A 24,405-nucleotide genomic window follows, 5' to 3' on the forward strand; every position below is an offset into this window, starting at 1 on the left:
GAGGGCGAAGCCGGTGGAGACGGATTTACGCATGGCGACCTCGGGTTTGCGGTCCGCGAGGAGCGGGGGCGCTGCCCCCGGACCCCCGGGATATTTCGGTGAAGAAGAAAGCCGGCGCGGACATCCTAGAAATCCCCGGGCTCGTAGGTTTCGATCAGATCGCCCCATTGATCTTCCGGGGCCTGAGGGTTGCGCTTGTAAAGCTCGATCAGCGCGTAATCCCCCTGCGGCCCGATGCGGTCGATCTCGGCTTCCGCATCGGCATATTCGGTCGCGCCGGTGGCGCTGATCAGCTTGCGGCCCTCACCATAGACGAAGATGGCGAAAACAGCGTTCTCCTGATTGGGATCGAGAAGCGGCATCAGACCCTCCCCAGGGCAAAGCCCTTGGCGATGTAGTTGCGGACGAACCAGATGACCAAGGCACCCGGAATGATGGTCAGGATCCCCGCTGCCGCCAGCACGCCCCAGTCCATGCCCGAGGCCGAGACGGTGCGGGTCATGGTCGCCGCGATGGGCTTGGCATTGACCGAGGTCAGTGTGCGCGACAAAAGCAGTTCAACCCAAGAGAACATGAAGCAGAAGAAGGCGGCGACGCCGATTCCGCTCGCGATCAGCGGCATGAAGATCTTCACGAAGAAGCGCGGGAAGGAATAGCCGTCGATATAGGCGGTCTCGTCGATCTCGCGCGGGACGCCGGACATGAAGCCTTCCAAAATCCAGACCGCGAGGGGCACATTGAAGAGGCAATGTGCGAGGGCGACCGCGATATGGGTGTCGAAAAGGCCGATCGAGGAATAGAGCTGGAAGAAGGGAAGGGCGAAAACAGCGGCCGGCGCCATGCGGTTGGTCAGAAGCCAGAAGAACAGGTGCTTGTCGCCCAGGAACCGATAGCGCGAGAAGGCATAGGCCGCCGGCAGCGCCACGGTGATCGAGATGACCGTGTTCATCACCACATAGGTCAGGCTGTTCACATAGCCCATATACCAGGACGGATCGGTCAGGATCGTGCGGTAATTGGCCAGCGTCGGGCTTTGCGGCCAGAGGCTGAAGGTGCCCAGGATCTCCTGGTTGGTCTTCAGGCTCATGTTCAGAAGCCAGTAGATCGGCAGCAGCAGGAACAGCAGGTAGCACGCCATGACGATGGCGGCGCCCCGGCCCTTGGATTCGGCGACAGCAGCCATTTACAGGGTCTCCTGTTCTTTGGTCATGACGGTGTAGAAGACGAAGGAGATCAGCAGGATCACGAGGAAGTAGATCAGGCTGAAGGCCGCCGCCGGGCCGAGGTCGAACTGGCCCACCGCCATCTTCACGAGATCGATCGACAGGAAGGTGGTGGCATTGCCCGGACCGCCGCCGGTGACGACGAAGGGCTCGGTATAGATCATGAAGCTGTCCATGAAGCGCAGCAGCACGGCGATCAGCAGCACGCCCTGCATCTTCGGCAACTCGATATAGCGGAAGACCTTCCAGCGGCTGGCCTGATCGATCTTGGCGGCCTGGTAATAGGCGTCGGGGATCGACTGCAGCCCGGCATAGCAGAGCAGCGCGACCAGCGAGGTCCAGTGCCAGACATCCATGACGATGATCGTGACCCAGGCATCCAGCGCGTCATTGACATAGTTGTAGTCGATGCCGAGCTTGGCCAGCGTGTGACCCAAGAGGCCGATATCGACGCGACCGAAGACCTGCCAGATGGTGCCGACGACGTTCCACGGGATCAGCAGCGGCAGCGCCATGAGGACGAGGCAGAAGGACGCCCAGGCCCCCTTCTTCGGCATGTTCAGCGCGATGAAGATGCCAAGCGGGATCTCGATCGCAAGGATGATGGCCGAGAACAGGATCTGGCGGCCAAGGGCGGCGCGGATCCGGTCGGAATCGATCACATCCTGGAACCATTCGAGCCCGGCCCAGAAGAACTGGTTGTTCCCGAACGTGTCCTGAACGGCATAGTTCACCACGGTCATCAGCGGCAGCACGGCCGAGAAGGCGACCAGCAGCAGCACCGGCAGGACCAGGAACCAGGCGCGGTTGTTGACGGGTTTATCCATCAGGCAGCCCTTTCCGAGGCGCGGGGCGCGACGCGCCAGTCATCGACATAGACATGGGTATGGGCGGGATCGGGGATCACCCGGTTCGCGCCCTCGGGGATCGGCTGGCCCTCGGGAACGATCACGTTCACCTCGGTGTCGCCGACCCGGCCGCGCAGGATGCGGTGATGGCCGACATCCTCGATGCGGCGGATGGTGAAGGGCAGGCCCTCGTCGCCGGCGGCGATGCGCAGGAATTCGGGGCGGATGCCCAGCTGCACCTTGCCCGGATGGGCGTCATAGCCATGGGCCAGCCGCACCTGCCCGCCCGCGACATGGGCGGTGGCGCCCTCGATCCGGGCGTCGATCACGTTCATGCCGGGCGAGCCGATGAAGTAGCCCACGAAGGTATGCTCGGGCGCGTCGAACAGCGCCTGCGGCGTGCCGGCCTGCACCACGCGACCGTCATACATGACCACGACCTGATCGGCGAAGGTCAGCGCCTCGGTCTGGTCATGGGTGACATAGATCATGGTATGGCCGAACTGACGGTGCAGGTCCTTCAGCTGGGTGCGCAATTCCCATTTCATATGCGGATCGATGACGGTCAGCGGCTCGTCGAAGAGGATCGCGTTCACGTCCTGCCGCACCATGCCGCGGCCAAGGCTGATCTTCTGCTTGGCATCTGCCGTCAGCCCGCGGGCGCGACGGTCCAGCGTGTCGGCCATGCCGATCATCTCGGCCACCTGCGCCACGCGCTGGGCCACCTCGGTCTCGGTCATGCCGCGATTGCGCAGCGGGAAGGCCAGGTTGTCGCGCACCGACATGGTGTCGTAGACGACTGGGAACTGGAACACCTGGGCGATGTTGCGGTCCGCCGTGGGCAGGCTGGTCACATCACGGTCGCCAAAGAGGATGCGGCCCTGCGAGGGCACCAGCAGCCCGGAGATGATGTTCAGCAGCGTCGATTTTCCGCAACCGGACGAGCCCAGCAGCGCATAGGCGCCGCCATCCTGCCAGGTCATCGTCATCGGCTTCAGCGCATAGTCCGAATCCTTGGTCGGATTGGGCAGATAGCTGTGGGCCAGGTTTTCCAGTGTGATCTTGGTCATGTTTCTCCTCCCTCGTCGCGCTGTCAGGCCGCCGCCGCATAGGGCGCGGACCGGGCAAGCGCGCCGTCGGGTCTGAACAGATAGATATGCGCGGGGTCGAGCCAGACGGTCAGCTGCTGGCCGTGATCGCGGTCATGGACGCCGTTCACCAGGCCGACCCAGCGGTCGCCCTCGTGATGCAGATGCAGGAAGGTCTGTGCGCCGGTGATCTCGGTCGTGTCGAGCACCGCCGACAGCGGCAGCGCGTTGGGTGTCTGGTGCAGCGACAGGTGCGAGGGGCGGAAGCCGGCCAGATAGCTGCCATTGGGCAGATCGCCTGCCGACCAGACCGCATCACGGATGCCGGCTCGACCGTTCGAGACGGTGACGGTGGTGAAGTTCATCGGCGGATCACTGAACACCCGGGCGGTGGTGGCGTCGCGGGGCGCGCGGTAGACGCTGGGCGTCGGGCCGAATTGCGTGACCCGGCCTTCCCAGAGGGTCGCGGTATTGCCGCCCAGAAGCAGCGCTTCTTCGGGTTCGGTCGTGGCATAGACGAAGATCGCGCCCGATTCCTCGAAGATGCGCGGGATCTCGGCGCGCAATTCCTCGCGCAGCTTGTAGTCGAGGTTAGCCAGCGGTTCGTCCAGAAGCACCAGGCCGGCACCCTTGACCAGCGCGCGGGCCAATGCGCAGCGCTGTTGCTGGCCGCCCGACAGTTCCAGCGGCTTGCGGCCCAGCATCGGGGTCAGGCGCATCATCTCGGCCGTTGCCTTCACCCGGCGGTCGATCTCGTCCCGGCTGACGCCCATCAGCCGCAATGGCGAGGCGACGTTGTCATAGACACTCATCGACGGGTAGTTGATGAACTGCTGGTAGACCATGGCGACCTTGCGGTCCTGCACGCGCTGGTCGGTCACGTCCTGACCGTTCCAGATGACCCGCCCGGTTGAGGGCTTGTCGAGCCCCGCCATCAGCCGCATCAGCGTGGTCTTGCCTGCAAGCGTCGGGCCCAGAAGCACGTTCATGGTGCCCGGCTGCAGCGTCAGGTCGGTTGGGTAGATCTGCATCCGCCCGCCCACCGATTTCGAGATGTCTTTCAGCTCTAGGCTCATGCGGCCGCCCTTTTCTCGGTCATCCACGCCTCAAGCGCGGCAATCTGATCGGACTGCATCCGCAGGCCCAACTTGCTGCGCCGCCAGACGACGTCATCGGCATGGCGGGCGAATTCATGGTCCATCAGCCAGCGGACCTCGGCCTCGGTCAGCGTTCCGCCGAAGTCGCGGCCGAGATCGGCAGCGCTGCGTGCATCGCCCAGCAGGGTGCGGGCATCGATGCCATAGGCGCGGATCAGGCGATGCGCCCAATCGGGCGACAGGAAGGGATAATCGCGCTGCAGCGTGGCGATCAGGCTGTCGACGCCGTCCACCGGGAAATTTCCACCGGGCAGGGGCACACCGGCCGTCCAGTCGCCGCTGGCCTGCGGGAAATGCGGCGCCAGCTTCTGCAGCGCGTGTTCGGCCAGCTTGCGATAGGTGGTGATCTTGCCGCCAAAGACGTTCAGGCAGGCCGCACCATTGGCATCAAGCGACAGCACGTATTCGCGCGTCGCCGCCGTGGCCGATTTCGCGCCATCGTCGTAGAGCGGCCGGACCCCGGAATAGGTCCAGACGATCTGTTCGCGCGTCACCGGCTGCTTGAAATACTGCGAGGCGAAATCGCACAGGTATTGCTGTTCTGCCGGCGTGCATTCGGCATCCAGCGGGCTGCCCTGATGGTCCTGATCGGTGGTGCCGATCAGGGTGAAGTCACGCTCATAGGGAATGGCGAAGATGATCCGCCCGTCCGAGCCCTGGAAGAAATAGGCTTTGCCGTGGTCATAGAGTTTCGGCACCACGATATGGCTGCCGCGCACCAGCCGCACCGATTCCGTGCTGGGCAGGTGGATCACGTCATGGATCACATGGCCGACCCAGGGCCCACCGGCATTGACCAGCGCGCGGGCATGGAAGATGCGCCCATCCGACAGGGTGATCTTCCACAGCTTGCCCTCGCGCCGGGCATCGCTGACCTCGGCGCGGACGAGAATGTCGGCCCCGCGCTCGGCCGCGTCGCGGGCATTCAGCGCCACCAGACGCGCATCATCGACCCAGCAATCGCTGTATTCATAGGCTTTCGCCAGCCGGTCCTGCAGCGGGCGACCCTCGGGGCCGGTGGTCAGATCGATCGAGGTGGTCGCCGGCAGGATCTTGCGCCCGCCAAGGCTGTCATACATCGCCAGCCCGGCGCGGATCAGGAAGCCGGGGCGACGGCCCTTCTGCCAGGGCATCAGCTTCGACAGCATCCGCGACACCGGCGTGTCCGATTCGAAGGTCATCTTCGGGTCAAGCGGCAGCACGAAGCGCAGGGGCCAGCTGATATGGGGCATGGCCCGCAACAGAACCTCGCGTTCGCGCAGTGCCTCGCGCACCAGCCGGATTTCGAGGTATTCCAGATAGCGCAGCCCGCCATGGAACAGCTTGGTCGATTTCGAGCTGGTGGCCTGCGCCAGATCGCCCATCTCGGCCAGACGCACCGACAGCCCGCGGCCCACGGCATCGCGGGCAATGCCGCAGCCGTTGATCCCACCGCCAATGATGAACAGATCGGTCGTTTCCGACATGGTTCCCCTCTCCCATTGCGCTGCATCCGATCACGGGGGCGTGCGTTCTGTCAATCAGAATTATTCGTTTTGGTTCGTATATGTTCGTATTGACAGAAAACGAACATCGATCTTACCTAGCGGCATGGGAGAGTGAACATGGCTTTGAACATCCGGCAGGTAGAGATTCTGGAGCTGGCCAAGGCCAGTGGCCGGGTTTCGGTCGATGATCTGGCGACGCGATTCGAGGTCGCGGCACAGACGATTCGGCGCGATCTCAGCGAATTGGCCGATCAGGGGATGCTGGACCGGGTGCATGGCGGCGCGGTCATGCCGGTGGGTGTCAGCAATATCGGCTATGAAGAGCGCCGTCGGATGAACGAGGAGGCCAAGGCCGCTGTCGCCCGCGCCTGCGCGGCCGAGATCCCCGACAATTCCTCGCTGATCATCAATATCGGCACCACGACCGAGGCGGTGGCGCGCGAATTGCTGAACCATCGCAACCTGACGGTGATCACCAACAACATGAACGTCGCCAATATCCTGGTCGCCAACGAGACCTGCGAGGTGGTGGTGGCGGGCGGCGCGTTGCGGCGGTCGGATGGCGGTCTGGTGGGCGATCTGACGACCGAGTTCATGGCGCAGTTCAAGCCGGACTATGCCGTTATCGGCACGTCGGCGCTGGATGCGGATGGCGATCTTCTGGATTTCGACATGGCCGAGGTGCGCGTCAGCCGCGCCATCGTGGCGCAGGCGCGCAAGGCATTTCTTGTGACCGACCTCTCGAAGCTCGAGCGTTCGGCCCCGGTCCGGATCATCTCGATCCGCGATCTCGATGCCGTGTTCGTCGATCGCCCCCTGCCCGCCGAATTGATGCGGCGCTGCAAGGAATGGGAAACGCGCGTGGTCATCGCCTGACGCGCCTCAGCCGGTCTGGATCAGCGCCACGGTCTTCAAGATCGCAAAGCATGCTGCGCCCGGTGCCAGCGCCAGTGCCTGCGCCGAGCGCGCGGTGATCGCCGACAGCAGCCGCGCCTGACCGAGTTGCAGCTGCACCAGCACCTTGTCGGCCCCTGTCGAGACCTGCAGCACCTGCCCCGGCAGCACGTTCAGCGCCGACAGCCCCTGCGGATGCTCGCGTGACAGCATTACTTCGTGCGCAAGGATGCGCAGCCGCACCTGTTCGCCGACGGCCAGCGGCGCGCGCGGCAGCCACAGGGCGCCCGCCGGTGTGTCCAGCCGGGTCAGGTCATCGGCGCTGTGCTCGGCGATGGTGGCGGGCAGCAATGCACCGCCCTCGGACCCGCCGATCAGCCGCGCGGCAATGGGGTCGGCCAATGCATCCGTCAGTGGCCCGGCATGGGTGACGCGGCCCTCGGCCATGACGATCAGCTGATCGGCCAAGGCCGCGATCTCGGCCATCGCATGGCTGACATAGAGGATCGGCGGCCCGCCCGCCGCCCGCAGCCGGGTCAGATAGGGCAGGATTTCGGCCTTGCGTGCCGGGTCCAGCGAGGCCAGCGGCTCGTCCATGATCAGCAGCTGCGGCGAGGACAAGAGCGCCCTTCCGATGGCGACCCGCTGACGCTCGCCTCCCGAAAGACCGGCGGGGCGGCGGGTCAGCAGCTCGCCAAGACCGAGCATGTCGATCACCCGCGACCTTGTCGCCAGATCGGCAGGATCGGGGGCGAAACGCGCGCCGTAGTCGAGGTTCTTCGCCACGGTCATATGCGGAAACAGCCGCGCATCCTGAAAGACATAGCCGATGCGCCGCCGATTCGGCGGCAGGTTCACCCTGTCATCGAACAGGGTGTGACCGTTCAGCACGATCCGGCCCGCGTCGGGCCTCAGCAGCCCGGCCACGGCATTGACGCTGGACGTCTTGCCACAGCCCGAGGGGCCATAGATCGCCGTCACCCCGTTTGGCGCATCGAAATCGACATCCAGAGACAGGCCGGCAAAGCGGCGGCGAAAGGCGACGTGAAGGCTCATGCCAGAAGTCGTGCCTGCGCCCGGCGCGCCAGAATTTCAGAGATGATGACCGCGCCCACCGCAATCAGGATCGACATCAGCACCAATCGCGACGCCGCTGTTTCGCCGCCGGGAACCTGCAGCAGCGAAAAGATCGCAAGCGGCAGGGTCTGGGTCTGGCCCGGGATATTGGCGACGAAGGTGATGGTCGCCCCGAACTCTCCCATGGCCTTGGCGAAGCCGAGGGCGCCGCCTGCGATGATTCCCGGCAGGATCAGCGGCAATGTCACGGTCCAGAAGACCGAGAGACGACCGGCGCCAAGTGTCAGGGCGGTCTGCTCGAGCCGTGGATCGACCGCTTCGAACCCGAGGCGAATGGCCCGGACCATCAGGGGAAATGCCATGACCCCAGCGGCGATGGCCGCCCCGGTCCAGTGAAAGGCCGGAGACATGCCGATCCGATCCAGAAAGCCGCCGAGGGGCGCATTACGCGAAAAGGTCATCAGCAGAAGGTGCCCCGTTACCACTGGCGGCAGGACCAGCGGCAGATGCGTTGCCGCGCTGAGAAGTCCATGCCCGGGAAAGCGTTTGCGGGCCAAGAGCCAGGCCATGCCGATGGCAAGTGGCAGGCCGAAGAGGCTGGCGACGGTCGCAACCCGCAAGGACAGCGCAACCGCCTGCCATTCCTCCGGGCCGAGCCAGCTCATGTCAGAGGGTCAAAGCCATTGGCGGTGAAGATCGAGGTGGCCCCGGGCGAGGACAGGCCGTCGAGGAAGGCCCTGGCCGCTGGCTTGTCCGAGGTCAGCGCCGCCGGATAGGTGATCGGATCGTGGCTCTCGGCCGGAAAGGTATAGACCGCCGTGACCTTCGGCTCGGCGATGGCGTCGCTGGCATAGGTGATGCCATAGGGCGCGGCGCCGGTGGCGACCAGTGCCAGGGCGGCGCGCACATTGTCGGATTGCGCGACATGCGGTTCCAGCGCGGTCCAAAGGTTCAGCGAGTTCAGCGCCTGCTTGCCATACTGGCCGGCAGGCACCGAATCGACCAGCGCCATGGCCAGCTTGCCGCCACTAAGCATCGCAACCGGATCGGCGGGCAGGTCTGTCATCGGCTCGACCGTGCCATGGGCGATGAGGATCAGGCTGTTGCCCAAAACGTCCCTGCGGCTGCCGTCCTGCACCAGCCCGGCCTTTTCAATCTCGTCCATCCACGGGATCGAGGCCGAGATGAACAGGTCAGCGGGCGCGCCTTCAACGATCTGACGGGCCAAGGCCGAGGAGCCGCCATAGGAGACCAGCACCTCGTCGCCGGTTTCGGCCTGCCAGTCGGCGGCGATCCGGTCCAGCGCGGTCTTGAGGCTGGCGGCGGCGAAGACATTGATCTGCTCGGCCTGGGCCGGCAGGGCGAGAAGGAGAGCGAGGGCGAGAGGCGTCAGGCGCATGGCGAGCTCCGATATGTCTCAACGGACATAACCGCCTGCCGCGCGACGGGGCAAGGGTTATTTTCCATCGGATATATCGGCCAGAAGCGCACTGATCCCGGCGATATCGCCCCGGGCATCCTCGGCCAGCATCGCCTCGAGTCCGCGGAAATGCGCCAGCACCGCCTGCCCGGTGGGGGTCAGCGACGCGCCGCCGCCGCCCGCGCCACCACGGCTGCTGTCGACCAGCGGCGCGGCAAAGGCGGCGTTCATTTCTTCCACCAGCGACCACGCACGCTTGTAGCTCATCTTCATCCGCCGCCCCGCCGCCGAGATCGAACCCAGTTCGGCTATCCCAGCCAGAAGATCGGCCTTGCCCGGCCCAAGCACCAGCCCGCGGCCGAAATCGAGGCGCAGTCTGATCCGGGGAAAGGCGCTGTCGGTCGGCATGGGGCGCATCTTCACCAAGCGTCACAACCGAAAGCAAGGGGTTTCCGCAGGGCAAAGTGGTGGTTAGGTTGCCGCCATCATATGTTGTTGGGGGAAATTCACATGAGCGATATCGTCATCCTGTCCGGTGCGCGCACCGCCATTGGCACCTTCGGGGGCAGCCTCGCTGCCACGCCGCCGATCGATCTGGCCGCCACCGTCACCAAGGCCGCGATCGAGCGCGCCGGCCTGACCCCCGACCAGATCGGCAATGTGGTCTTTGGCCATGTCATCAACACCGAACCCCGCGACATGTATCTGAGCCGAGTGGCCATGCTGGATGCCGGCGTTCCTGACACCACCCCGGCGATGAACGTGAACCGGCTGTGCGGCTCGGGCGCGCAGGCCATCGTCTCGGCGGTGCAGTCGCTGGAACTGGGCGATGCCGATTTCGCCGTGGCGGGTGGCGCCGAAAGCATGAGCCGCGCGCCCTATGCGGTGCCCTCCGCGCGCTTTGGCGCCAAGATGGGCGACCAGAAGATGCTGGATATGATGACCGGCGCGCTGACCTGCCCGATGGGCACCGGCCATATGGGTGTGACGGCGGAAAACGTTGCCGCCGAGAACCAGATCACTCGCGAGATGCAGGACGAATTCGCGCTGGAATCGCAAAAGCGCGCGGCGGCTGCGATTGCGGGCGGGTATTTCAAGGAGCAGATCGTTCCGGTCGAGATCAAGGGCCGCAAGGGGCCGCAGGTCTTTGACACGGACGAGCATCCCAAGGAAACCAGCCTCGAGAAACTTGCCGGGCTGAAGACCGTGTTCCAGAAGGACGGCACGGTGACGGCGGGTAATGCCAGCGGCATCAATGACGGCGCTGCGGCGATCGTGCTGGCGCGGGCGGAAGCCGCCGAGGCCGCCGGGCTGAAACCCCGCGCGAAGGTGCTGGGCTATGCCGTGGCCGGGGTGCCGGCGCGGATCATGGGCATCGGGCCGATCCCGGCGGTGCAGAAGCTGATGGAGAAGACCGGCCTGAAGGTCGAGGACTTCGATGTCATCGAATCGAATGAAGCTTTTGCCTCGCAGGCGCTGGCGGTCAGCAAGGAGCTGGGCTTCGACGCGGCCAAGGTGAACCCCAATGGCGGTGCCATCGCGCTAGGCCACCCGGTCGGCGCGACCGGGGCGATCCTGACGGTCAAGGCGCTGTATGAGCTGGAGCGGACCGGCGGCAAGATCGGCCTGATTACCATGTGCATCGGCGGCGGTCAGGGCATCGCCGTGGCGATCGAGCGGGTCTGATTCCGCCCGCCGAGGGCGTGCAACAAGCGAACGCCGCGTCGGGCAACACCCGGCGCGGCGTTGTCATTTCGGCCAGCAATTGCGGGGAATCTGGCTGCACAGGGCGTGCACTGCGGGTGCACAGGGCATTCACAGCGCGTACACCGATTGCGCTCAGCGATCCTCGCGCGCCGCGAGGACATGCTCCTGCCCCCATTCCCGCAAAGCCAGCAGGATCGGAGCCAGCGCCTGCCCCTTGGCGGTCAACTCGTATTCGACCTTGGGCGGCACGACGGCATGGACGGTGCGGGTCAGGATGCCGTCAGCCTCGAGCTCACGCAGTTGATTGGTCAGCGTCCGTTGGGTGATCGACCCGACCGCGCGGCGGATCTCGCCAAAGCGCAGCTTGCCGCCCAGCAGGTGGAAGAGGATGACCCCCTTCCACTTGCCGCCAATGACTTCCAGCGCGCCCTCGACGGCGCAGCCGCGAGACTGGTCATAGCTTTGGAAGCGGCGGGCGCGGGTGGGTGTGGTATCCATCGGGACAGTATGTACCAGAAAGCTGCGTTCTTGCGGAATGGATACGGCGGGCTCAGATGAATCGCATCACCGAAACGCGCCCCTGCGCAACGCGCCGCAGCCCGGAGGTTCCATGTCTGATTTCGACCGCTCGCCCGATGGCCTTGCCTTCTCGCCCGCCGTTCAGGCGGTGCAAGCGCGGCGGGGGTCGCGCCGCCTGTTCGAGGCCGCGCAATGGCCGATCGACATCTCGCCCGATCTGGAAAGCTTCATCGCCGCGCAGCGCAGCGTGTTTCTGGCCACGGCCAGCGCCGAGGGGCGGCCCTATGTCCAGCATCGCGGCGGTCCGCCGGGTTTCATCAGGCTGCTGGACAGCCGCACGATCGGCATGGCCGACCTGCGCGGCAACCGGCAATATATCTCACTGGGGAACCTGTCCGAGAACGACCGGGTCGAACTGTTCCTGATCGACTACATGCGCCGGCAGCGGGTGAAGATCTGGGGCCGGGGCCGGATGGTCGAGGATGACCCGGCGCTGGTCGCGCGGCTGCTGCCCGAGGGGGGACGGGCGGATCGGGCGCTGGTGATCGCGGTCGAGGCCTGGGACGTGAACTGCGCGCAACACATCCCGCAACGGTTCGAGGCCGAGGATGTGGCGCGGGCGCTCGCCGCGCGCGAGGCGCGGATTGCCGACCTGGAGCGCGAGGTGGCGGTGTTGCAGCAGCAGCTGTCGGTGCGGGAGGTGTGCGGGGATGATTTGTGGGAGGGGTAGGGGTGCGATTGGGGTGTGCGGGAATCTACTTCTTGCGGTGAGCCGAAGTGTTGGCTTGGGGCGTGCGAGCACGCACCCTACGGTTGCTTGCAAAATAACTTGGCGCACAAGCAAGCTTTGCTCATTATGCACATGTCGAATTCGCAGGGTCGATGCACATGTCGCAGCCAGACACAGCAGTCTTTGAAAAAGCAATTTCGGAACTTATTGTCCCAACCGATGGGTACTGGCCGCGACCTTGGTTCACCGAACATGACCCCATGAGCTGCAATTTGCTGCTCGTCGGTGCAAGCTCCGCCAAGCCCTTTGCCGTGGCGAGTTTACCGGAAAAGGGCGAATTTCTTGACGCTCATTTTAATCGCAACGGTTCAAGCTGCCGCGCCCTTTACGACCGACTAGTTGATGCTCCATCGCGGACACGCCGCAACATCGACAGGGCGATGGGCTTGTTGGAGGAAGTTGGATGGAGGGTAATGCAGACGAATGTGACATGCGCGAGTGCACCGGTTGACAGTGCGGTTTCGAGAAACGCTCGGAAACAAGGCACCGAGATATTCAGGGTGATCGTCGAGAGGGTGCCTTGGAAGGCGATGGTGGTTTTCGGCGCTGGCGCGGCCAAGAGATTTGGCAAGGCGCTTCGCATTACTATTCCCGCACCGGCCGATCTGATGGTCGAGCTCACGGCCGAACCACGCCTCACTTCATTTGACGGCCGGCCAGTGCTGTTTATTCCGACCTTAGCCCAACCCGGCTACCGCTCAACGGTCTGGCCTTATCTGGAGCGCTGTATTCCTTTGCTGTCCAACTCCGGAGAATCTATGAAATCCAACAGTTTGCGGGTGCACGCTTCAAGAAAGGAAATTGTACCGATTGGTTCGGAAGAGAGGATTGGAAAGAAGATGAATACGGTTTCAGTCGTTTCACTTGTACTCGGTGGGCGCGCTGTAAAAGTTGCAGCTGAGGGCTTGGACCTCATCCGAAAAGATCATCCCGAGCTAGTTCTGGAACCCGGGAAATCTCAGGTAAGTATTTGGCTTCCCCTGAAGGGAAAGAACGATCGCCGATTTCGTTTAGTGCGCTCCGGACAGAAGGCAGACCTGCTTATCCACCGCGATGTGGTAGCTCGATTCCCCGAGACAGCTGACAAGTCTGACCTGGTTCCGCATACCAACGAAGACCTTTTCCGCTTCTTTGAGGACAACGAGAGAAAGGTGCGGGAAATAATGTCGGCCGCGAGGGCTGCAATGAACTCACTTATGCAAAACTGAGCAGGGTCGCCTCCTGAGATAGGTGGCAAGGCTTGCCCCCCAAAATGAAACGGGCCGCCCGAAGCAAGCGGCCCGCGAGTTCCACGGAGATGGTCCGGTTAGGGATGGATAAGATCCGTCCGGTCCCAATCAGGGTTTACGACCTTCAGGGCTGCCCTCAGGCCACGGCCCCCCTGACTGTTCCGACACCTCTCTCCAATATCACTCTCGACACTGGACCACCTCCTTTCAATTGGTTGCCGTTATGACTGAAAGGGTGCCACAGTTTCGAAATCTGTCAATCAGATTTCTTGAGTCTTGCTCAACAAATTGTTGACGATGACGCGATAGGGCACAAGGGCAAGTATGGCCTGCGCCAGCTTGACCAGCCAGTCGGCGGCGGCAAGCGACACCCAGAGCGGCGCCTGCGGGCCCATGCCCAGAAGTGGCAGGGACTCGTTGGCCCAGCTGACGTCATCGCCGGGGCTGATGAAGCTGAGCCCGCCGGCAAAGGCGATCGAGAAGAAGATCAGCGTGTCGGTGGCCGAGCCGACCAGCGTCGAGGCCAGCGGCGCGCGCCACCAGCTGCCGTCGCGCAGACGGTTGAAGATGGTCACGTCCAGCAGCTGTGCGGTCAGGAAGGCGAGGCCCGAGGCCAGCGCGATCCTGAGCGTCGTGACGCCTGCGCCGGCGGCGACCAGCGAGCAGGCGACGCCGATGACAAAGCCCGACAGCACCACCCGGCGGGCGGCACCGGCACCATAGACGCGGTTCATCACATCGGTGACGAGGAAGGCGATGGGGTAGCTGATCGCGCCCCAGGTCAGCCAGTTGCCCAGCTGGTGCTGGACAAGGATGTTCGAGGCCACGACGATTGCGGCCATGGCAAGGATGCCGGGGAAGTAACGGGTCATAGGGTTTCCGTTTTACAAGGTGGCGGAAGAACTCGGCCCGTCATCGGGCAGGGGCGCGCATACGCCCTGGACCCGGCGCTTGTCAATGAAATGCGCCGGGGGCGCCGGTCACTCGCGCAGGCGGTATTCCACCAGCTCGGTGCGCTGGACGAAGAGGAAGTTGTCGTCCGAGATCATGGTCAGGCGGATGCCCTGCCCGTCGGACCAGACCGAGAGGCCTTCGAGATTGTCGTATTGCAGGGGGCGGGTGGTCAGCAGCACCTCGCCCGCGCTGATGCTGTCAGGGCCAAGGTCAAAGCGGCGGACGCGCGCGGCAAAACCGAGGATGCCGTGGAAACTGCGCTCGAGCAGGTAGAGCCGCCCGTCGGGGCCGATATCGGCACCCACCGGCAGCCAGTCGCCATCGCGCGAGATGGTGAAGGGCTGGTCCCATTTGTCGTTCCGATAGCGCAGCACCGGAAAGGGCCGTCCCTCGGCGCCCGAGCGTTCCGGCATGGTCAGCAGCGTCCCATCCGGCTGGATGGCCAGCGCCTCCATCCCTGAATTCACCCGCATTCGCGCCTCGGGCGGGGGTTTGCGGATGCGCTTGGCCGGCTGGTCGGGCGTGTCATAGCGGGCAAGTCGGTCCAGCCCCTCGAAGCTGACCCAGATGGTGCCGTCCTGCGCCAGTGCCAGACCTTCGCTGTCGCCGGTGCGACCGGGGGGCAGGGGGTTGCCCTTGCTGTCGGTCAGGTGGCTGCGGCCGGCGATGTTCATTCCGCGAATTCGTCCCGAGGAATCGCGGTCGATACTCCCCCAATAAAGGAAGGCCCGGTCGGAGAGGGCATGGAAACCGTTGCCGTCATCACTGATCTCGAGACCGGAAAAGCCGCCGAAATCCGGGTCCTCCTGCGGCGAGGACCAGACATAGGTCGCGACATAGTCGAGACTGGCTGCCGCCGCGGGCGATGCCGCGGCCAGCAGGACAGTCAGGAATGTGCCGACGAGACCTAGCGCGCCGTGCCGATACGCTGACATTGCTGGGGCATTTCGCTCAGTCGGAAGCTGCGGGGATGGCGATAGTTCGGGTCGGCCTGGCCCTTCGGCCGGGTTGAGGGGTTGGCGCGATAGGCGAGTTCCTGCATCGCATCGCCGCAGCCATTGTCATTGCCGGACAGCTGCGCCACCGGCGTCGCCGGGTTGCTGCAGCCGGAATTGCCGGGCGGGCAGTTCAGGCGGACATGGAAGTGATAATCGTGGTTCGGGGTCGGGCGCAGCTTCTGCAGCCAGGCACCGCGATTGCCATTGGCCTTGCACATCGCCACCTTGATCGCGGCGTCAAGGAAGATGCGATCGACGCGCGGGTCCATCGCCGCCGACTGGATCAGCGCGCCATGCGCCGGCGTCCAGTAGCGCGACAGGCCCAGCCCGTTCGGCGCTACGACAGAGACCGAGGAAATGCTTTCCCGTTGCGACGGCGAGAGGTTCAGGCCCTGCGGCATCAGCATCCAGATATCGGCATCGAGGCCCATCTGGTGGCTGGCATGGCCGCTGATCATCGGGCCACCGCGGGGCTGGCTCATGTCGCCGATATAGAGCCCGCGCCAGCCCATCTTCGTGGCCGCCTGCGACAGGCCGACGAGGAAATTCACCAGCTCGGGATGGCCCCAGTTGCGGTTGCGCGACAGGCGCATGGCCTGCCAGGTCGGCCCGCTTTCGGGCAGCGCCATGCCGCCGTTGAAGCAACCCTTGCTGTAGCTGCCGATCGCGACGGGCTGGCCGCCGGTCGGGCCACCGACGCGGCCAAAGACATCCTTTGCCAGTGGCGATTGCGCCGCGGCAGGCAGGGCCATGCCGATCAGAACGGCGGCCGTTGTCAGAATTCTGCGGATCACTGCTGTGCCTCTCCCTCTGCTTTGACCCAATGTAGCAGGACCAGCGACAGAAGGAACATCACGATCAGCGGAGAGATGCCGATGCGCTGATTACCCGAGATCTCGGTGACCACGGCGACCAGGAACGGCGCGAGGAAGGCGGTCGCCTTGCCCGAGAGCGCGAAGAGACCGAAGGCCTCGGTGGCCTTTTCCGGGGTGGTGTGGCGCACCATCATCGTGCGGCTGGCCGATTGCAGCACGCCGCCCGCGCCGCCGATGACCACGCCGCAGGCAAAGAAGATGGCATCGGGCAGGCGCGATCCCTCGGCCAGCGGAATCCCGAAAAGCGTGGTCCGGTCCATGCCGACGATGACCACGCAAACGGCGATCAGCGCGAAGGTGCAGGCAATGATGACGGGCTTCGGGCCATAGGCCTTGTCGGCCCGTCCGCCCAGCTGCGAGATCACCGTTGCCGCCAGTGCCGAGACCACGCCGAAGACGCCCGACAGGAAGACCGGCCAGCCCAGCACCGTCCCGGCATAGATGCCGCCAAAGGCATAGATGGCGTTCAGCGCATCGCGCGAGAACATCGACGAGATCAGCCAAGCGGTCAGCGATTGCCGCTGGCCGAGGCTTTTGATGAGCCGCCACAGATCCGCCAGCGTCTGGCCCATGCTGAAGGACTGGCGGGGCAGGCGCGGTTCCTTCACCCAGAGAAAGAACGGGATCATGAAGACCACATACCAGATGGCGGTGAAGGGCCCGGCAAAGCGCGTGCCCTCGCGCAGCTCGGGGTCAAGCCCGAAGAGCGGCGGAATGCCGATCAGCGTATGGCCGGTGCGCGGGTTCTCGGCGAAGAACAAGAGCATGATGACCAGCGCCACCAGCCCGCCGGCATAGCCGAAGGCATAGCCGCTGCCCGAGATGCGGCCGATCTCGTCCTTCGGCGCCAATGCCGGCAGAAGCGCATTGGTGAAGATGGTGGTAAATTCCATGCCGATCATGCCGAGGCCGAACCAGATCAGCGCCATCACCAGATCGGGCTGCACCGGCATCAGATACCACAGACCAAACGAACCGATGATGTAGAAGGCGGAGAAGATCCAGATCCACAGCATCCGCCGCCCGGTCGTGTCCGCGACCGCGCCGAGGATCGGCGCCATCACCGCGATGAACACCCCCGAGATCGACAGGCCCATGCCCCAGAGCGCCTGCGCCTCGGCCCCGGCGATGGTCGCGCTTTCGCCCATGGCGATGTAATGGGTCTTGGCGATCTCGCCGAAATAGATCGAGAAGATGAAGGTCAGAAGCAGCGTCGAAAAGGGCTGGCTGGCCCAGTCAAAGAACCACCAACCCCAGATGCGCTTGCGGTTCATGATGGCCCTTCTTCTCTGCCGTTCCGCGTCACCGAACTATCCGGGGGGCCGGGGGCTAGGTCCTGGCCACTCTTTCGCTTCGGCGCCGCCATAAGGCCGAATGCCGGTCAGGCTGGCAAGATGTCTTTCGCCACATCCTTTACGTCACCCCTGACGTCAGGCGGCAGGACCGGGGGCCAGGGGCGCAGCGCGTCGGCGGCGATCCAGGCCGTGACCCAATCGGGCAGGGCCGGGCTTTCAGGGTTGGCGCCGGTCGCGGCCAAGAGCTCGGCGGGCGGGACGATGCCCTTGGCGCCGGTGATGGCCGAGCGGATCAGGATGTGGTTGCAGCATTCGCCCTTCCGCCACATCGACTGTTCCATATAGATGAAACGCTGATCCCATCCGATGGCGCGGCTGACCATGGTGAAACGCTGAAACGCCTTGATCCGGCGGCGGTAGCGCACGGAATTGCCGGCGACCGTGATGCCCCAGCCGCGCTTTTTCAGCGTGCCGATCAGCCCGGTGCGCGAGGCGAGCGGGATGCGGCCCAGATCGTAAAGCGTCAGCGTGCGGCCATTGTTCAGCTCGATCCAGGGGTCGAGATCCCAGGGCCAGCACATATGGGTCGAGACATGGGTGCCGGTGAAGTCGAGCGGCGGGGCCTTGCGGAACTTGACCATTTCCTTGACGAAGCGAATGAGGGGATACATTGACCGGCCCTTTCCTGTCTCTCTGCGCCCTGACCTGACGCTGCCTGACGCGAAGGTCAATCGCGACCCTGCGGCAATCGGCCCCCTTGTGCCATGCCCGGCTTGCACGGCGGGCGCGGCGCGGCCATACAGGGCCAAATTCGCGAATGACCGAGCAGGAAGGAACGACACGGGATGACGACGCTGTATCAGGCGCTGATGCTGATCCTCGATGTGATCTGGTTCATCATGATCGTCCATATCATCATGTCCTGGCTGATCAACTTCCAGGTCCTGAACCTGCGCCAGCCGCTGGTCGCGCAGCTTTGGGACGGGCTGAACCGCCTGCTCGAGCCGATCTATGGCCCGGTTCGCCGCATCCTGCCGAATACCGGCGCGCTGGATCTGGCGCCGCTGGTGGTCTTCATCATCATCATCATCCTGCGTCAGGCCCTGGCCAATAATGCGGGCCTGTTCCTCGGCTACTGATGCCCGCTGATCTGCTGAGACAGGTCTGGGGCTTCGACGATTTCCGCCCCGGACAGAGGGAAATCGTCGAAGCCGTCGCGGGCGGCCATGACGTGCTGGCGATCATGCCGACGGGCGGCGGCAAGTCGCTGTGCTTCCAGCTTCCGGCGCTGATGCGCGAGGGGGTGACGGTGGTCATCTCGCCGCTGATCGCCTTGATGCGCGATCAGGTGCGGGCGCTGCGCGAAGCCGGGGTGCCGGCCGGGGCGCTGACCAGCGGGAATACCGATGCCGAGACCGAGGAGGTCTTTGCCGCGCTGCGCGCGGGTGAGCTGAAGCTGCTCTACATGGCGCCCGAGCGGCTGGCCGGTGGCGGGACGTTGAACCTGCTCCGGCGCGCGGGTGTAAGGGCGATAGCTGTCGACGAGGCACATTGCGTCAGCCAATGGGGCCATGACTTCCGCCCCGATTACCTGCGCATCGGTGATCTGAAGCGCGAGCTGGGTGTGCCGCTGGCCGCCTTTACCGCCACCGCCGATGCCGAGACGCGGGCCGAGATCGTCACCCGGCTGTTTGACGGCCGCGCGCCCGAGACCTTCCTGCGCGGGTTCGACCGGCCGAATATCCGGCTGGCCTTCCAGCCCAAGGACAGCCCGCGCCGGCAGATCCTCGATTTCGCCCGGGCAAGGCGCGGGCAATCCGGTATCATCTACTGCGCCAGCCGTGCGAAGACCGAGGCGCTGGCCGAGGCGCTGGAGCGCGAGGGCATGGCGGCGGTCGCCTATCACGGCGGGATGGAGGCGGATCTGCGCCGCAGCGTCGAGGCGCGCTTCCAGCAGGAGGACGGGCTGATCGTATGCGCCACCATCGCCTTCGGCATGGGGATCGACAAGCCCGACATCCGCTGGGTCGCCCATGCCGACCTGTCGAAATCGATCGAGTCCTATTACCAGGAGATCGGCCGGGCGGGGCGGGATGGCGATCCGGCCGAGACGCTGACGCTGTACGGTCCCGACGACATCCGCTTTCGCCGGATGCAGATCGACGAGGGACAGGCCGAGAATCCCCGGAAAGAGGCCGATCACGGGCGGCTGAACGCGCTGCTGGGTCTGGCCGAGGCGACCGGCTGCCGGCGGCGGCAGCTTCTGGGCTATTTCGGCGAGAAATTGGCCGGGGATTGCGGCAATTGCGATATCTGCGCCGCGCCACCCAAGCTGTTCGACGCGACAAAGGCGGTGCAGAAGGCGCTGTCGGCGATGCTGCGCACCGGCGAGTGGTTCGGCGCCGGGCATCTGATCGATATCCTGACCGGAACGGCCACCGAGAAGGTGCAGGCGCGCGGCCATGACCAATTGCCGACCTTCGGCGTGGGTGCCGAGTTCAACCGGGGGCAATGGCAGGCGATCTTCCGGCAGATGATGGGCCGCGACCTGTGCCGCCCGGACCCCGAGCGTCACGGCGCGTTGCATCTGACCGAAGCCGCCCATCCGGTGCTGAAGGGCGAGGTGCAGGTGACATTGCGCCACGACATGACCCTGCGCGCCAAGCCGGCGACGGTGCTGCGTACGCAGGTTGCCGAAGAGGACGAGCCGCTGCTGTCGGCGCTCAAGGCCAAGCGGCGGGCGCTGGCCGAGGCCGCGCGGGTGCCGGCCTATGTCATCTTCCCCGACCGCACGCTGATCGAGATGGCCGAGCGGCGACCGCAAACGCTGGACGAGATGGCGCAGGTGAGCGGGGTGGGGGCGAAGAAGCTGGAGAGCTTTGGCCGCGAATTCCTGTCCGTCATCGCCGGCGCCGTGCCCGAAATGCACCCGGCGCGGATGAAGCTGGCCGGACGGCCCGAGGGCGCGCTGTTCGACCGTCTGGTCGAGGCGCAGGCTCTGCTGTCGCGCGGTGAGGACGGCACCGGCAAGCCCTTGTCCTGCACCAGCCGCACGCTGAAGCTGGTGGCGGAGCTGCGACCGCGGACATTGGACGAGTTGGCCCGGGTCTCGGGGATGGGTGAGCAGAAGGCCGAACGCTTTGGCGCGGCCTTTCTGGACGCGATCGCGGCGGGTTAGACGATTTCGCGGCTGAAGGAAGCTTCAGGCAGGATCATGTCGGCGATGGTGTAATCGCGCAGCGTATCCAGAAAGGCGCGCAGCGCCTTCTGCAGCGGGCTGATCAGCCGACAATCCTTGGTGATCACGCATTGATTGCCGCTGCGCATGCATTCGACCAGATGCAAATCCGGCTCGACATGCAGGATCACGTCCGAGATGCGGATCTGGTCGGCTGGTCGGCCCAGCCTGAGCCCGCCCGAACGCCCGCGTTGCGCGGTCAGGAACTGGCCGCGGGTCAGCGTGTTCACCACCTTCATCACCGTGCCGCGCGGCTGGTTGTAGACGGTGACGATCTCGTCGATGGTGATCAGCCGGTCGCCATGCGACGCGGCAAAGATCAGCACCCGCAGGGCGACGTCGCAGCTCTCTGTCAGGCGCATCTTGGTCTTCCGTCATGGGCAGTCATCACTGTTCAGCCCTAACCGAAACCGGCCCGATTTGACAGCTATCCGCTTGGTCATGTCGGCAGGTATCTTGCACATGCTGCAAAAAAGTCCCGGCCGGGGCTTTCGGTCGGCACAGAATAGAAATACATAAAATGAATCTTATTCGAATCAACCACAGCGCGAGCATTGCCATGTCCGAACCCCTCTCTCCCGAAGTGCTGGATCTGATCGAGGCCACTGCGCCCGCCGTGGCCGGCCATATCGATGATATCGTTGCCGGACTTTATCGCCGCCTTCTGGCCGATCCCGAGATCCAGAGCCTGTTCAACATGACCCATCAGGGCGGCACCTCGCCCCAGCACAAGGCCCTGGCGACGGCGCTGGTCGCCTATGCCACCCATATCCGCAACCCTGCGGTGCTGGGCGGCGGGATCGAGCGGATCGCCCAGAAACATGCCGGATTGCAGATCCTGCCCGAACATTATCCCCATGTCGGCGCCGCGCTGATCGGCGCGGTCGCCGATGTGCTGGGCGATTCGGTGACGCCCGAAATCGTCGCCGCCTGGACCAAGGCCTATTGGTTCCTCGCCGATCTGCTGATCGCGCGCGAGGAACAGATCTATGCCGGCGCGGCCTCGCTGGAGGGCGGCTGGCGCGGCTGGCGGCAATTCGAGATCGCGGCGAAAGCGGAGGAGACCGGCGAGATCGCTTCGTTCACCCTGCGCCCGGTCGATGGCGGCCCGGTGATGGCGCATCGTCCGGGCCAGTATCTGAGCTTCCGCTTTGATTTGGGCGAGGGGAAGGAAGCGCGGCGCAACTATTCCATCTCCTCGGCGCCGAATGGCCGCGACTATCGCATCACCGTCAAGCGCGAGCCGGGCGGCAAGGTGTCCGGCTGGCTGCACGAGCAGGCGGCGATCGGGACCACGGTTCTGGTCTCGCCGCCGGCGGGCGACTTCTTCCTCGACCCGCAGGGCAAGCGGCAGGTGGTGCTGTTGTCGGGCGGGGTCGGGCTGACGCCGATGATCTCGATGCTGGAAGCCCGCGAACGGGGCGATGCGCCGATGATCTATGTCCATGCCGCCCGCGATGGCAGCCAGCACGCCATGCGCGCGCGCCACGAATCCCTCGCCGACGAAAGCTATGTCTTCTACGAGAGCCCGGCGGCCAATGACGTGCAGGGGCGTGACTTCACCCGCCCGGGCCGTGTCGATACCGCCTGGCTGGCGCAAAAGACGCGCACCGATCTGGCCGACTATTACATCTGTGGTCCGACCGGCTTCATGGCCGAGATGGTTGCCGGGCTGAGGGCCGCCAATGTGCCCGATGACCGGATCCATTACGAGTTCTTCGGGCCGGCGGAAACGCAGCTCACCTGAACAGTTGAAACCGATGAGGAACGGCCCGGATCATCCGGGCCGTTTTGCGTTTCGGCCTGCCCTGCGACCGGCCTGCAAAAAATCATCCGGTTCAAAGGAATGTGATGCGCATTCTTGGGCGCTTTGCCGTGTCTATGGCATGATGGGGCGCGCCCCAGCCAGCAGGCAGACTGCGAAGGAGACCCAAGCGATGAAACTGAACTGGTCCGATGTGACACCCAAGGCCGATTTCCTGAACCGGCGCAGCTTCATGGCCGCCGGGGCAGCCATGGGTGCGGCGATGATCGGCGGGCCGGCCCTGGCGCTGAGCGGCAAGGCCTCGGCGCTGTCGACCGACGAAAAGCCGAACAGTCTCGAGGAGATCACCAACTACAACAACTTCTACGAGTTCGGTACGGGCAAGGAAGACCCGGCCCGGAATGCCGGGGCGCTGACCACCGATCCCTGGTCAGTCGAGATCGGCGGGTTGGTCGACCGGCCCGGCAGCTATTCCGTGGCCGACCTCGCGCCCGAGAAAGCGCTGGAGGAACGCATCTATCGTCTGCGCTGCGTCGAGGCCTGGTCGATGGTCATTCCCTGGATCGGGGTGCCGCTGGCCTCGGTGCTGCAAAAGGCGGGCGCGCAGCCGGGGGCGAAATTCGTCGCCTTCGAGACGCTGGTGCGCCCCGAAGAGATGCCGGGCCAGAAACGGGCGATTCTCGACTGGCCCTATCGTGAGGGTTTGAGGATCGACGAGGCCATGCATCCGCTGGCGATCCTGGCGACCGGCCTCTATTCCGATCCCCTGCCCAAGCAGAACGGCGCGCCGATCCGGCTGGTGGTGCCGTGGAAATATGGCTTCAAGTCGATCAAGTCGGTGGTGAAGATCACCCTGACCGACCGTCAGCCCGCCTGCACCTGGCAGGATCTGCAGCCCTCGGAATACGGCTTCTATGCCAATGTGAACCCGCAGGTCGATCATCCGCGCTGGTCGCAGGCCAGCGAGCGCCGCATCGGTGCGGGGCTTTTCGGCGGGCGGCAGGAGACCTTGATGTTCAACGGCTATGCCGATCAGGTCGCCAGCCTCTATGCCGGCATGGATCTGGCGAAGAACTACTGACATGGCACAACAGCTGAACCACTACCTGCGCCGGATCCCGGTCTGGGCGATCTGGCTTGCCGGGGCGATTCCCCTCGGCCTGTTGGTCTGGGACATCTTCACAGGTGGACTCGGGGTCGAGCCGGTGCGCGATATCGAGCAGCGGCTGGGGCGCACCGCGCTCTATTTCCTCATCGCCACGCTCGCGGTGACGCCACTGCTGCGGATTACCCGCATCAGCCTGATGCGGTTCCGCCGGGCGCTGGGGCTGATCTCCTTCTCCTATGCGGTGCTGCATGTCGCCTCGTGGATCAGCATGGAGATGGGATTCCTCTGGGCGCAGATGCTGACGGATGTGGTGAAGCGGCCCTATCTGATCTTCGGCATGAGCGCCTTTGTCCTGCTGCTGGCGCTGGCCGTCACCTCGAACGATCTCTCGATCCGGCGCATGGGCGGGGCCGGCTGGCGGCAGCTGCACAAGCTGGTCTATCCTGCCGTGCTTCTGATTTCGATGCACTGGATCTGGGCGCTGAAGCTCTGGGAGCCGAAGCCGCTGGCGATCCTCGGGGCGATTCTGCTGCTTCTGGCGGTCCGAATCGTGATTCCCCGGCCTCTGGGGCTGAAGAAGCCCCGGGCGCTGCAAAACTAATTGTTCAATTTCAAATGGTTGGCAGAAAATTTCGCAGTTGCAGCATATTTTCTGTTTTTTCCGCTTGCAGGCCCCTCTCGCTGACCCTAAATACCGCTTCACCGAAGGCGGGAACGCAGACGGGACGGACGG

26 protein-coding genes are annotated in these 24,405 nt (G+C 64.6%); 9 read left to right on the forward strand and 17 right to left on the reverse strand.

All coding sequences use genetic code 11. The features are described from left to right. Positions 1-125: 125 nt before the first annotated feature. From Q1A36_RS17135 to glpD, 6 genes are read right to left on the reverse strand one after another with little or no spacing between them, the layout of a single operon-like run. Positions 126-362: a hypothetical protein gene (locus Q1A36_RS17135; RefSeq protein WP_299846688.1), complete on the reverse strand. Its 237-nt coding sequence runs from the start codon at positions 360-362 to the stop codon at positions 126-128. Continuing rightward, entirely contained in the window at positions 362-1,183 is an 822-nt protein-coding gene (locus Q1A36_RS17140; RefSeq protein WP_299846689.1) for a carbohydrate ABC transporter permease, read from the reverse strand. The genes Q1A36_RS17135 and Q1A36_RS17140 overlap by 1 nt, the downstream gene beginning before the upstream one ends. Further along, the gene (locus Q1A36_RS17145; protein WP_101753246.1) at positions 1,184-2,050 is read right to left on the reverse strand and encodes a sugar ABC transporter permease; all 867 of its coding nucleotides are present in this window, start codon (positions 2,048-2,050) and stop codon (positions 1,184-1,186) included. It lies immediately after the preceding gene. Continuing rightward, positions 2,050-3,141, reverse strand: a complete 1,092-nt coding sequence (locus tag Q1A36_RS17150; protein ID WP_299846691.1) for an ABC transporter ATP-binding protein — start codon at positions 3,139-3,141, stop codon at positions 2,050-2,052. Before Q1A36_RS17150 ends, Q1A36_RS17145 begins: the two co-directional genes overlap by 1 nt. A 23-nt stretch (positions 3,142-3,164) precedes the next feature. Further along, entirely contained in the window at positions 3,165-4,235 is a 1,071-nt protein-coding gene (locus Q1A36_RS17155) for an ABC transporter ATP-binding protein (RefSeq protein WP_299846693.1), read from the reverse strand. Further along, positions 4,232-5,782, reverse strand: a complete 1,551-nt coding sequence (glpD, locus tag Q1A36_RS17160; protein ID WP_299846694.1) for a glycerol-3-phosphate dehydrogenase — start codon at positions 5,780-5,782, stop codon at positions 4,232-4,234. Before glpD ends, Q1A36_RS17155 begins: the two co-directional genes overlap by 4 nt. 138 nt (positions 5,783-5,920) lie before the next feature. Here glpD and Q1A36_RS17165 point away from each other — a divergent pair, with 138 nt between their 5' ends. After that, positions 5,921-6,679, forward strand: a complete 759-nt coding sequence (locus Q1A36_RS17165) for a DeoR/GlpR family DNA-binding transcription regulator (RefSeq protein ID WP_299846696.1) — start codon at positions 5,921-5,923, stop codon at positions 6,677-6,679. 6 nt (positions 6,680-6,685) lie between these two features. Here the strand turns inward: Q1A36_RS17165 and modC are convergent, their stop codons facing one another. Genes modC through Q1A36_RS17185 form a run of 4 tightly spaced genes read right to left on the reverse strand, consistent with a single transcriptional unit; the run spans position 6,686 to position 9,611 of the window. Beyond that, positions 6,686-7,753 (reverse strand): molybdenum ABC transporter ATP-binding protein, encoded by a 1,068-nt coding sequence (gene modC, locus Q1A36_RS17170; protein ID WP_299846698.1) that lies wholly within the window; start codon positions 7,751-7,753, stop codon positions 6,686-6,688. After that, positions 7,750-8,439 (reverse strand): molybdate ABC transporter permease subunit, encoded by a 690-nt coding sequence (gene modB / locus Q1A36_RS17175; RefSeq protein ID WP_299846700.1) that lies wholly within the window; start codon positions 8,437-8,439, stop codon positions 7,750-7,752. The genes modC and modB overlap by 4 nt, the downstream gene beginning before the upstream one ends. After that, entirely contained in the window at positions 8,436-9,173 is a 738-nt protein-coding gene (modA, locus tag Q1A36_RS17180; protein WP_299846702.1) for a molybdate ABC transporter substrate-binding protein, read from the reverse strand. Before modA ends, modB begins: the two co-directional genes overlap by 4 nt. Before the next feature lie 57 nt (positions 9,174-9,230). After that, positions 9,231-9,611 (reverse strand): LysR family transcriptional regulator, encoded by a 381-nt coding sequence (locus Q1A36_RS17185; protein WP_299846737.1) that lies wholly within the window; start codon positions 9,609-9,611, stop codon positions 9,231-9,233. Between the two features lie 93 nt (positions 9,612-9,704). Here Q1A36_RS17185 and Q1A36_RS17190 point away from each other — a divergent pair, with 93 nt between their 5' ends. Further along, positions 9,705-10,880, forward strand: a complete 1,176-nt coding sequence (locus Q1A36_RS17190; RefSeq protein ID WP_299846704.1) for an acetyl-CoA C-acyltransferase family protein — start codon at positions 9,705-9,707, stop codon at positions 10,878-10,880. Between the two features lie 153 nt (positions 10,881-11,033). Here the strand turns inward: Q1A36_RS17190 and Q1A36_RS17195 are convergent, their stop codons facing one another. Continuing rightward, entirely contained in the window at positions 11,034-11,399 is a 366-nt protein-coding gene (locus Q1A36_RS17195) for a helix-turn-helix domain-containing protein (RefSeq protein ID WP_299846706.1), read from the reverse strand. A 112-nt stretch (positions 11,400-11,511) separates the two neighbouring features. Between Q1A36_RS17195 and Q1A36_RS17200 the strand changes: the two genes are divergently transcribed. Together Q1A36_RS17200 and Q1A36_RS17205 are read left to right on the forward strand one after the other, a co-directional pair. Next, positions 11,512-12,150: a pyridoxamine 5'-phosphate oxidase family protein gene (locus Q1A36_RS17200; protein WP_299846708.1), complete on the forward strand. Its 639-nt coding sequence runs from the start codon at positions 11,512-11,514 to the stop codon at positions 12,148-12,150. A 152-nt stretch (positions 12,151-12,302) separates the two neighbouring features. Continuing rightward, the gene (locus Q1A36_RS17205) at positions 12,303-13,418 is read left to right on the forward strand and encodes a hypothetical protein (RefSeq protein WP_299846710.1); all 1,116 of its coding nucleotides are present in this window, start codon (positions 12,303-12,305) and stop codon (positions 13,416-13,418) included. A gap of 281 nt (positions 13,419-13,699) precedes the next feature. Here Q1A36_RS17205 and Q1A36_RS17210 read toward each other — a convergent pair whose 3' ends face one another. From Q1A36_RS17210 to Q1A36_RS17230, 5 genes are all read right to left on the reverse strand, one after another. After that, positions 13,700-14,311, reverse strand: coding sequence for a queuosine precursor transporter (locus Q1A36_RS17210; RefSeq protein ID WP_299846712.1), 612 nt, complete (start codon positions 14,309-14,311; stop codon positions 13,700-13,702). Positions 14,312-14,419: 108 nt separating this feature from the next. After that, positions 14,420-15,328: an esterase-like activity of phytase family protein gene (locus tag Q1A36_RS17215; RefSeq protein WP_299846714.1), complete on the reverse strand. Its 909-nt coding sequence runs from the start codon at positions 15,326-15,328 to the stop codon at positions 14,420-14,422. Continuing rightward, entirely contained in the window at positions 15,301-16,143 is an 843-nt protein-coding gene (gene mepA / locus Q1A36_RS17220) for a penicillin-insensitive murein endopeptidase (protein WP_299846716.1), read from the reverse strand. The genes Q1A36_RS17215 and mepA overlap by 28 nt, the downstream gene beginning before the upstream one ends. 38 nt (positions 16,144-16,181) lie before the next feature. Beyond that, entirely contained in the window at positions 16,182-17,540 is a 1,359-nt protein-coding gene (locus Q1A36_RS17225; RefSeq protein ID WP_299846718.1) for an MFS transporter, read from the reverse strand. A 107-nt stretch (positions 17,541-17,647) separates the two neighbouring features. After that, the gene (locus Q1A36_RS17230) at positions 17,648-18,232 is read right to left on the reverse strand and encodes an acyl-CoA thioesterase (protein WP_299846720.1); all 585 of its coding nucleotides are present in this window, start codon (positions 18,230-18,232) and stop codon (positions 17,648-17,650) included. Positions 18,233-18,406: 174 nt separating this feature from the next. Here Q1A36_RS17230 and Q1A36_RS17235 point away from each other — a divergent pair, with 174 nt between their 5' ends. Both Q1A36_RS17235 and recQ read left to right on the forward strand, forming a co-directional pair. Next, positions 18,407-18,700 (forward strand): YggT family protein, encoded by a 294-nt coding sequence (locus Q1A36_RS17235; RefSeq protein ID WP_101753263.1) that lies wholly within the window; start codon positions 18,407-18,409, stop codon positions 18,698-18,700. Then, on the forward strand, positions 18,700-20,739 hold the full coding sequence (gene recQ / locus Q1A36_RS17240) for a DNA helicase RecQ (RefSeq protein WP_299846723.1): 2,040 nt from the start codon (positions 18,700-18,702) through the stop codon (positions 20,737-20,739). The genes Q1A36_RS17235 and recQ overlap by 1 nt, the downstream gene beginning before the upstream one ends. Here recQ and Q1A36_RS17245 read toward each other — a convergent pair. Next, positions 20,736-21,161, reverse strand: a complete 426-nt coding sequence (locus Q1A36_RS17245; RefSeq protein WP_299846725.1) for an Rrf2 family transcriptional regulator — start codon at positions 21,159-21,161, stop codon at positions 20,736-20,738. The two genes, recQ and Q1A36_RS17245, sit on opposite strands and share 4 nt — an antisense overlap. A gap of 197 nt (positions 21,162-21,358) precedes the next feature. Here Q1A36_RS17245 and hmpA point away from each other — a divergent pair, with 197 nt between their 5' ends. The 3 genes from hmpA (at position 21,359) to Q1A36_RS17260 (ending at position 24,273) form a co-directional block, all read left to right on the forward strand. After that, on the forward strand, positions 21,359-22,546 hold the full coding sequence (gene hmpA / locus Q1A36_RS17250; RefSeq protein ID WP_299846727.1) for an NO-inducible flavohemoprotein: 1,188 nt from the start codon (positions 21,359-21,361) through the stop codon (positions 22,544-22,546). A gap of 142 nt (positions 22,547-22,688) precedes the next feature. Next, positions 22,689-23,645 carry a protein-methionine-sulfoxide reductase catalytic subunit MsrP gene (gene msrP, locus Q1A36_RS17255; protein ID WP_299846729.1) on the forward strand — a complete coding sequence of 319 codons (957 nt, stop codon included), beginning with the start codon at positions 22,689-22,691 and terminating at the stop codon, positions 23,643-23,645. 1 nt (position 23,646) lies between these two features. Next, entirely contained in the window at positions 23,647-24,273 is a 627-nt protein-coding gene (locus tag Q1A36_RS17260) for a protein-methionine-sulfoxide reductase heme-binding subunit MsrQ (RefSeq protein ID WP_299846731.1), read from the forward strand. Positions 24,274-24,405: the final 132 nt, after the last annotated feature.

Source organism: uncultured Paracoccus sp. (assembly GCF_947487305.1).
Taxonomy (GTDB): Bacteria; Pseudomonadota; Alphaproteobacteria; order Rhodobacterales; family Rhodobacteraceae; genus Paracoccus.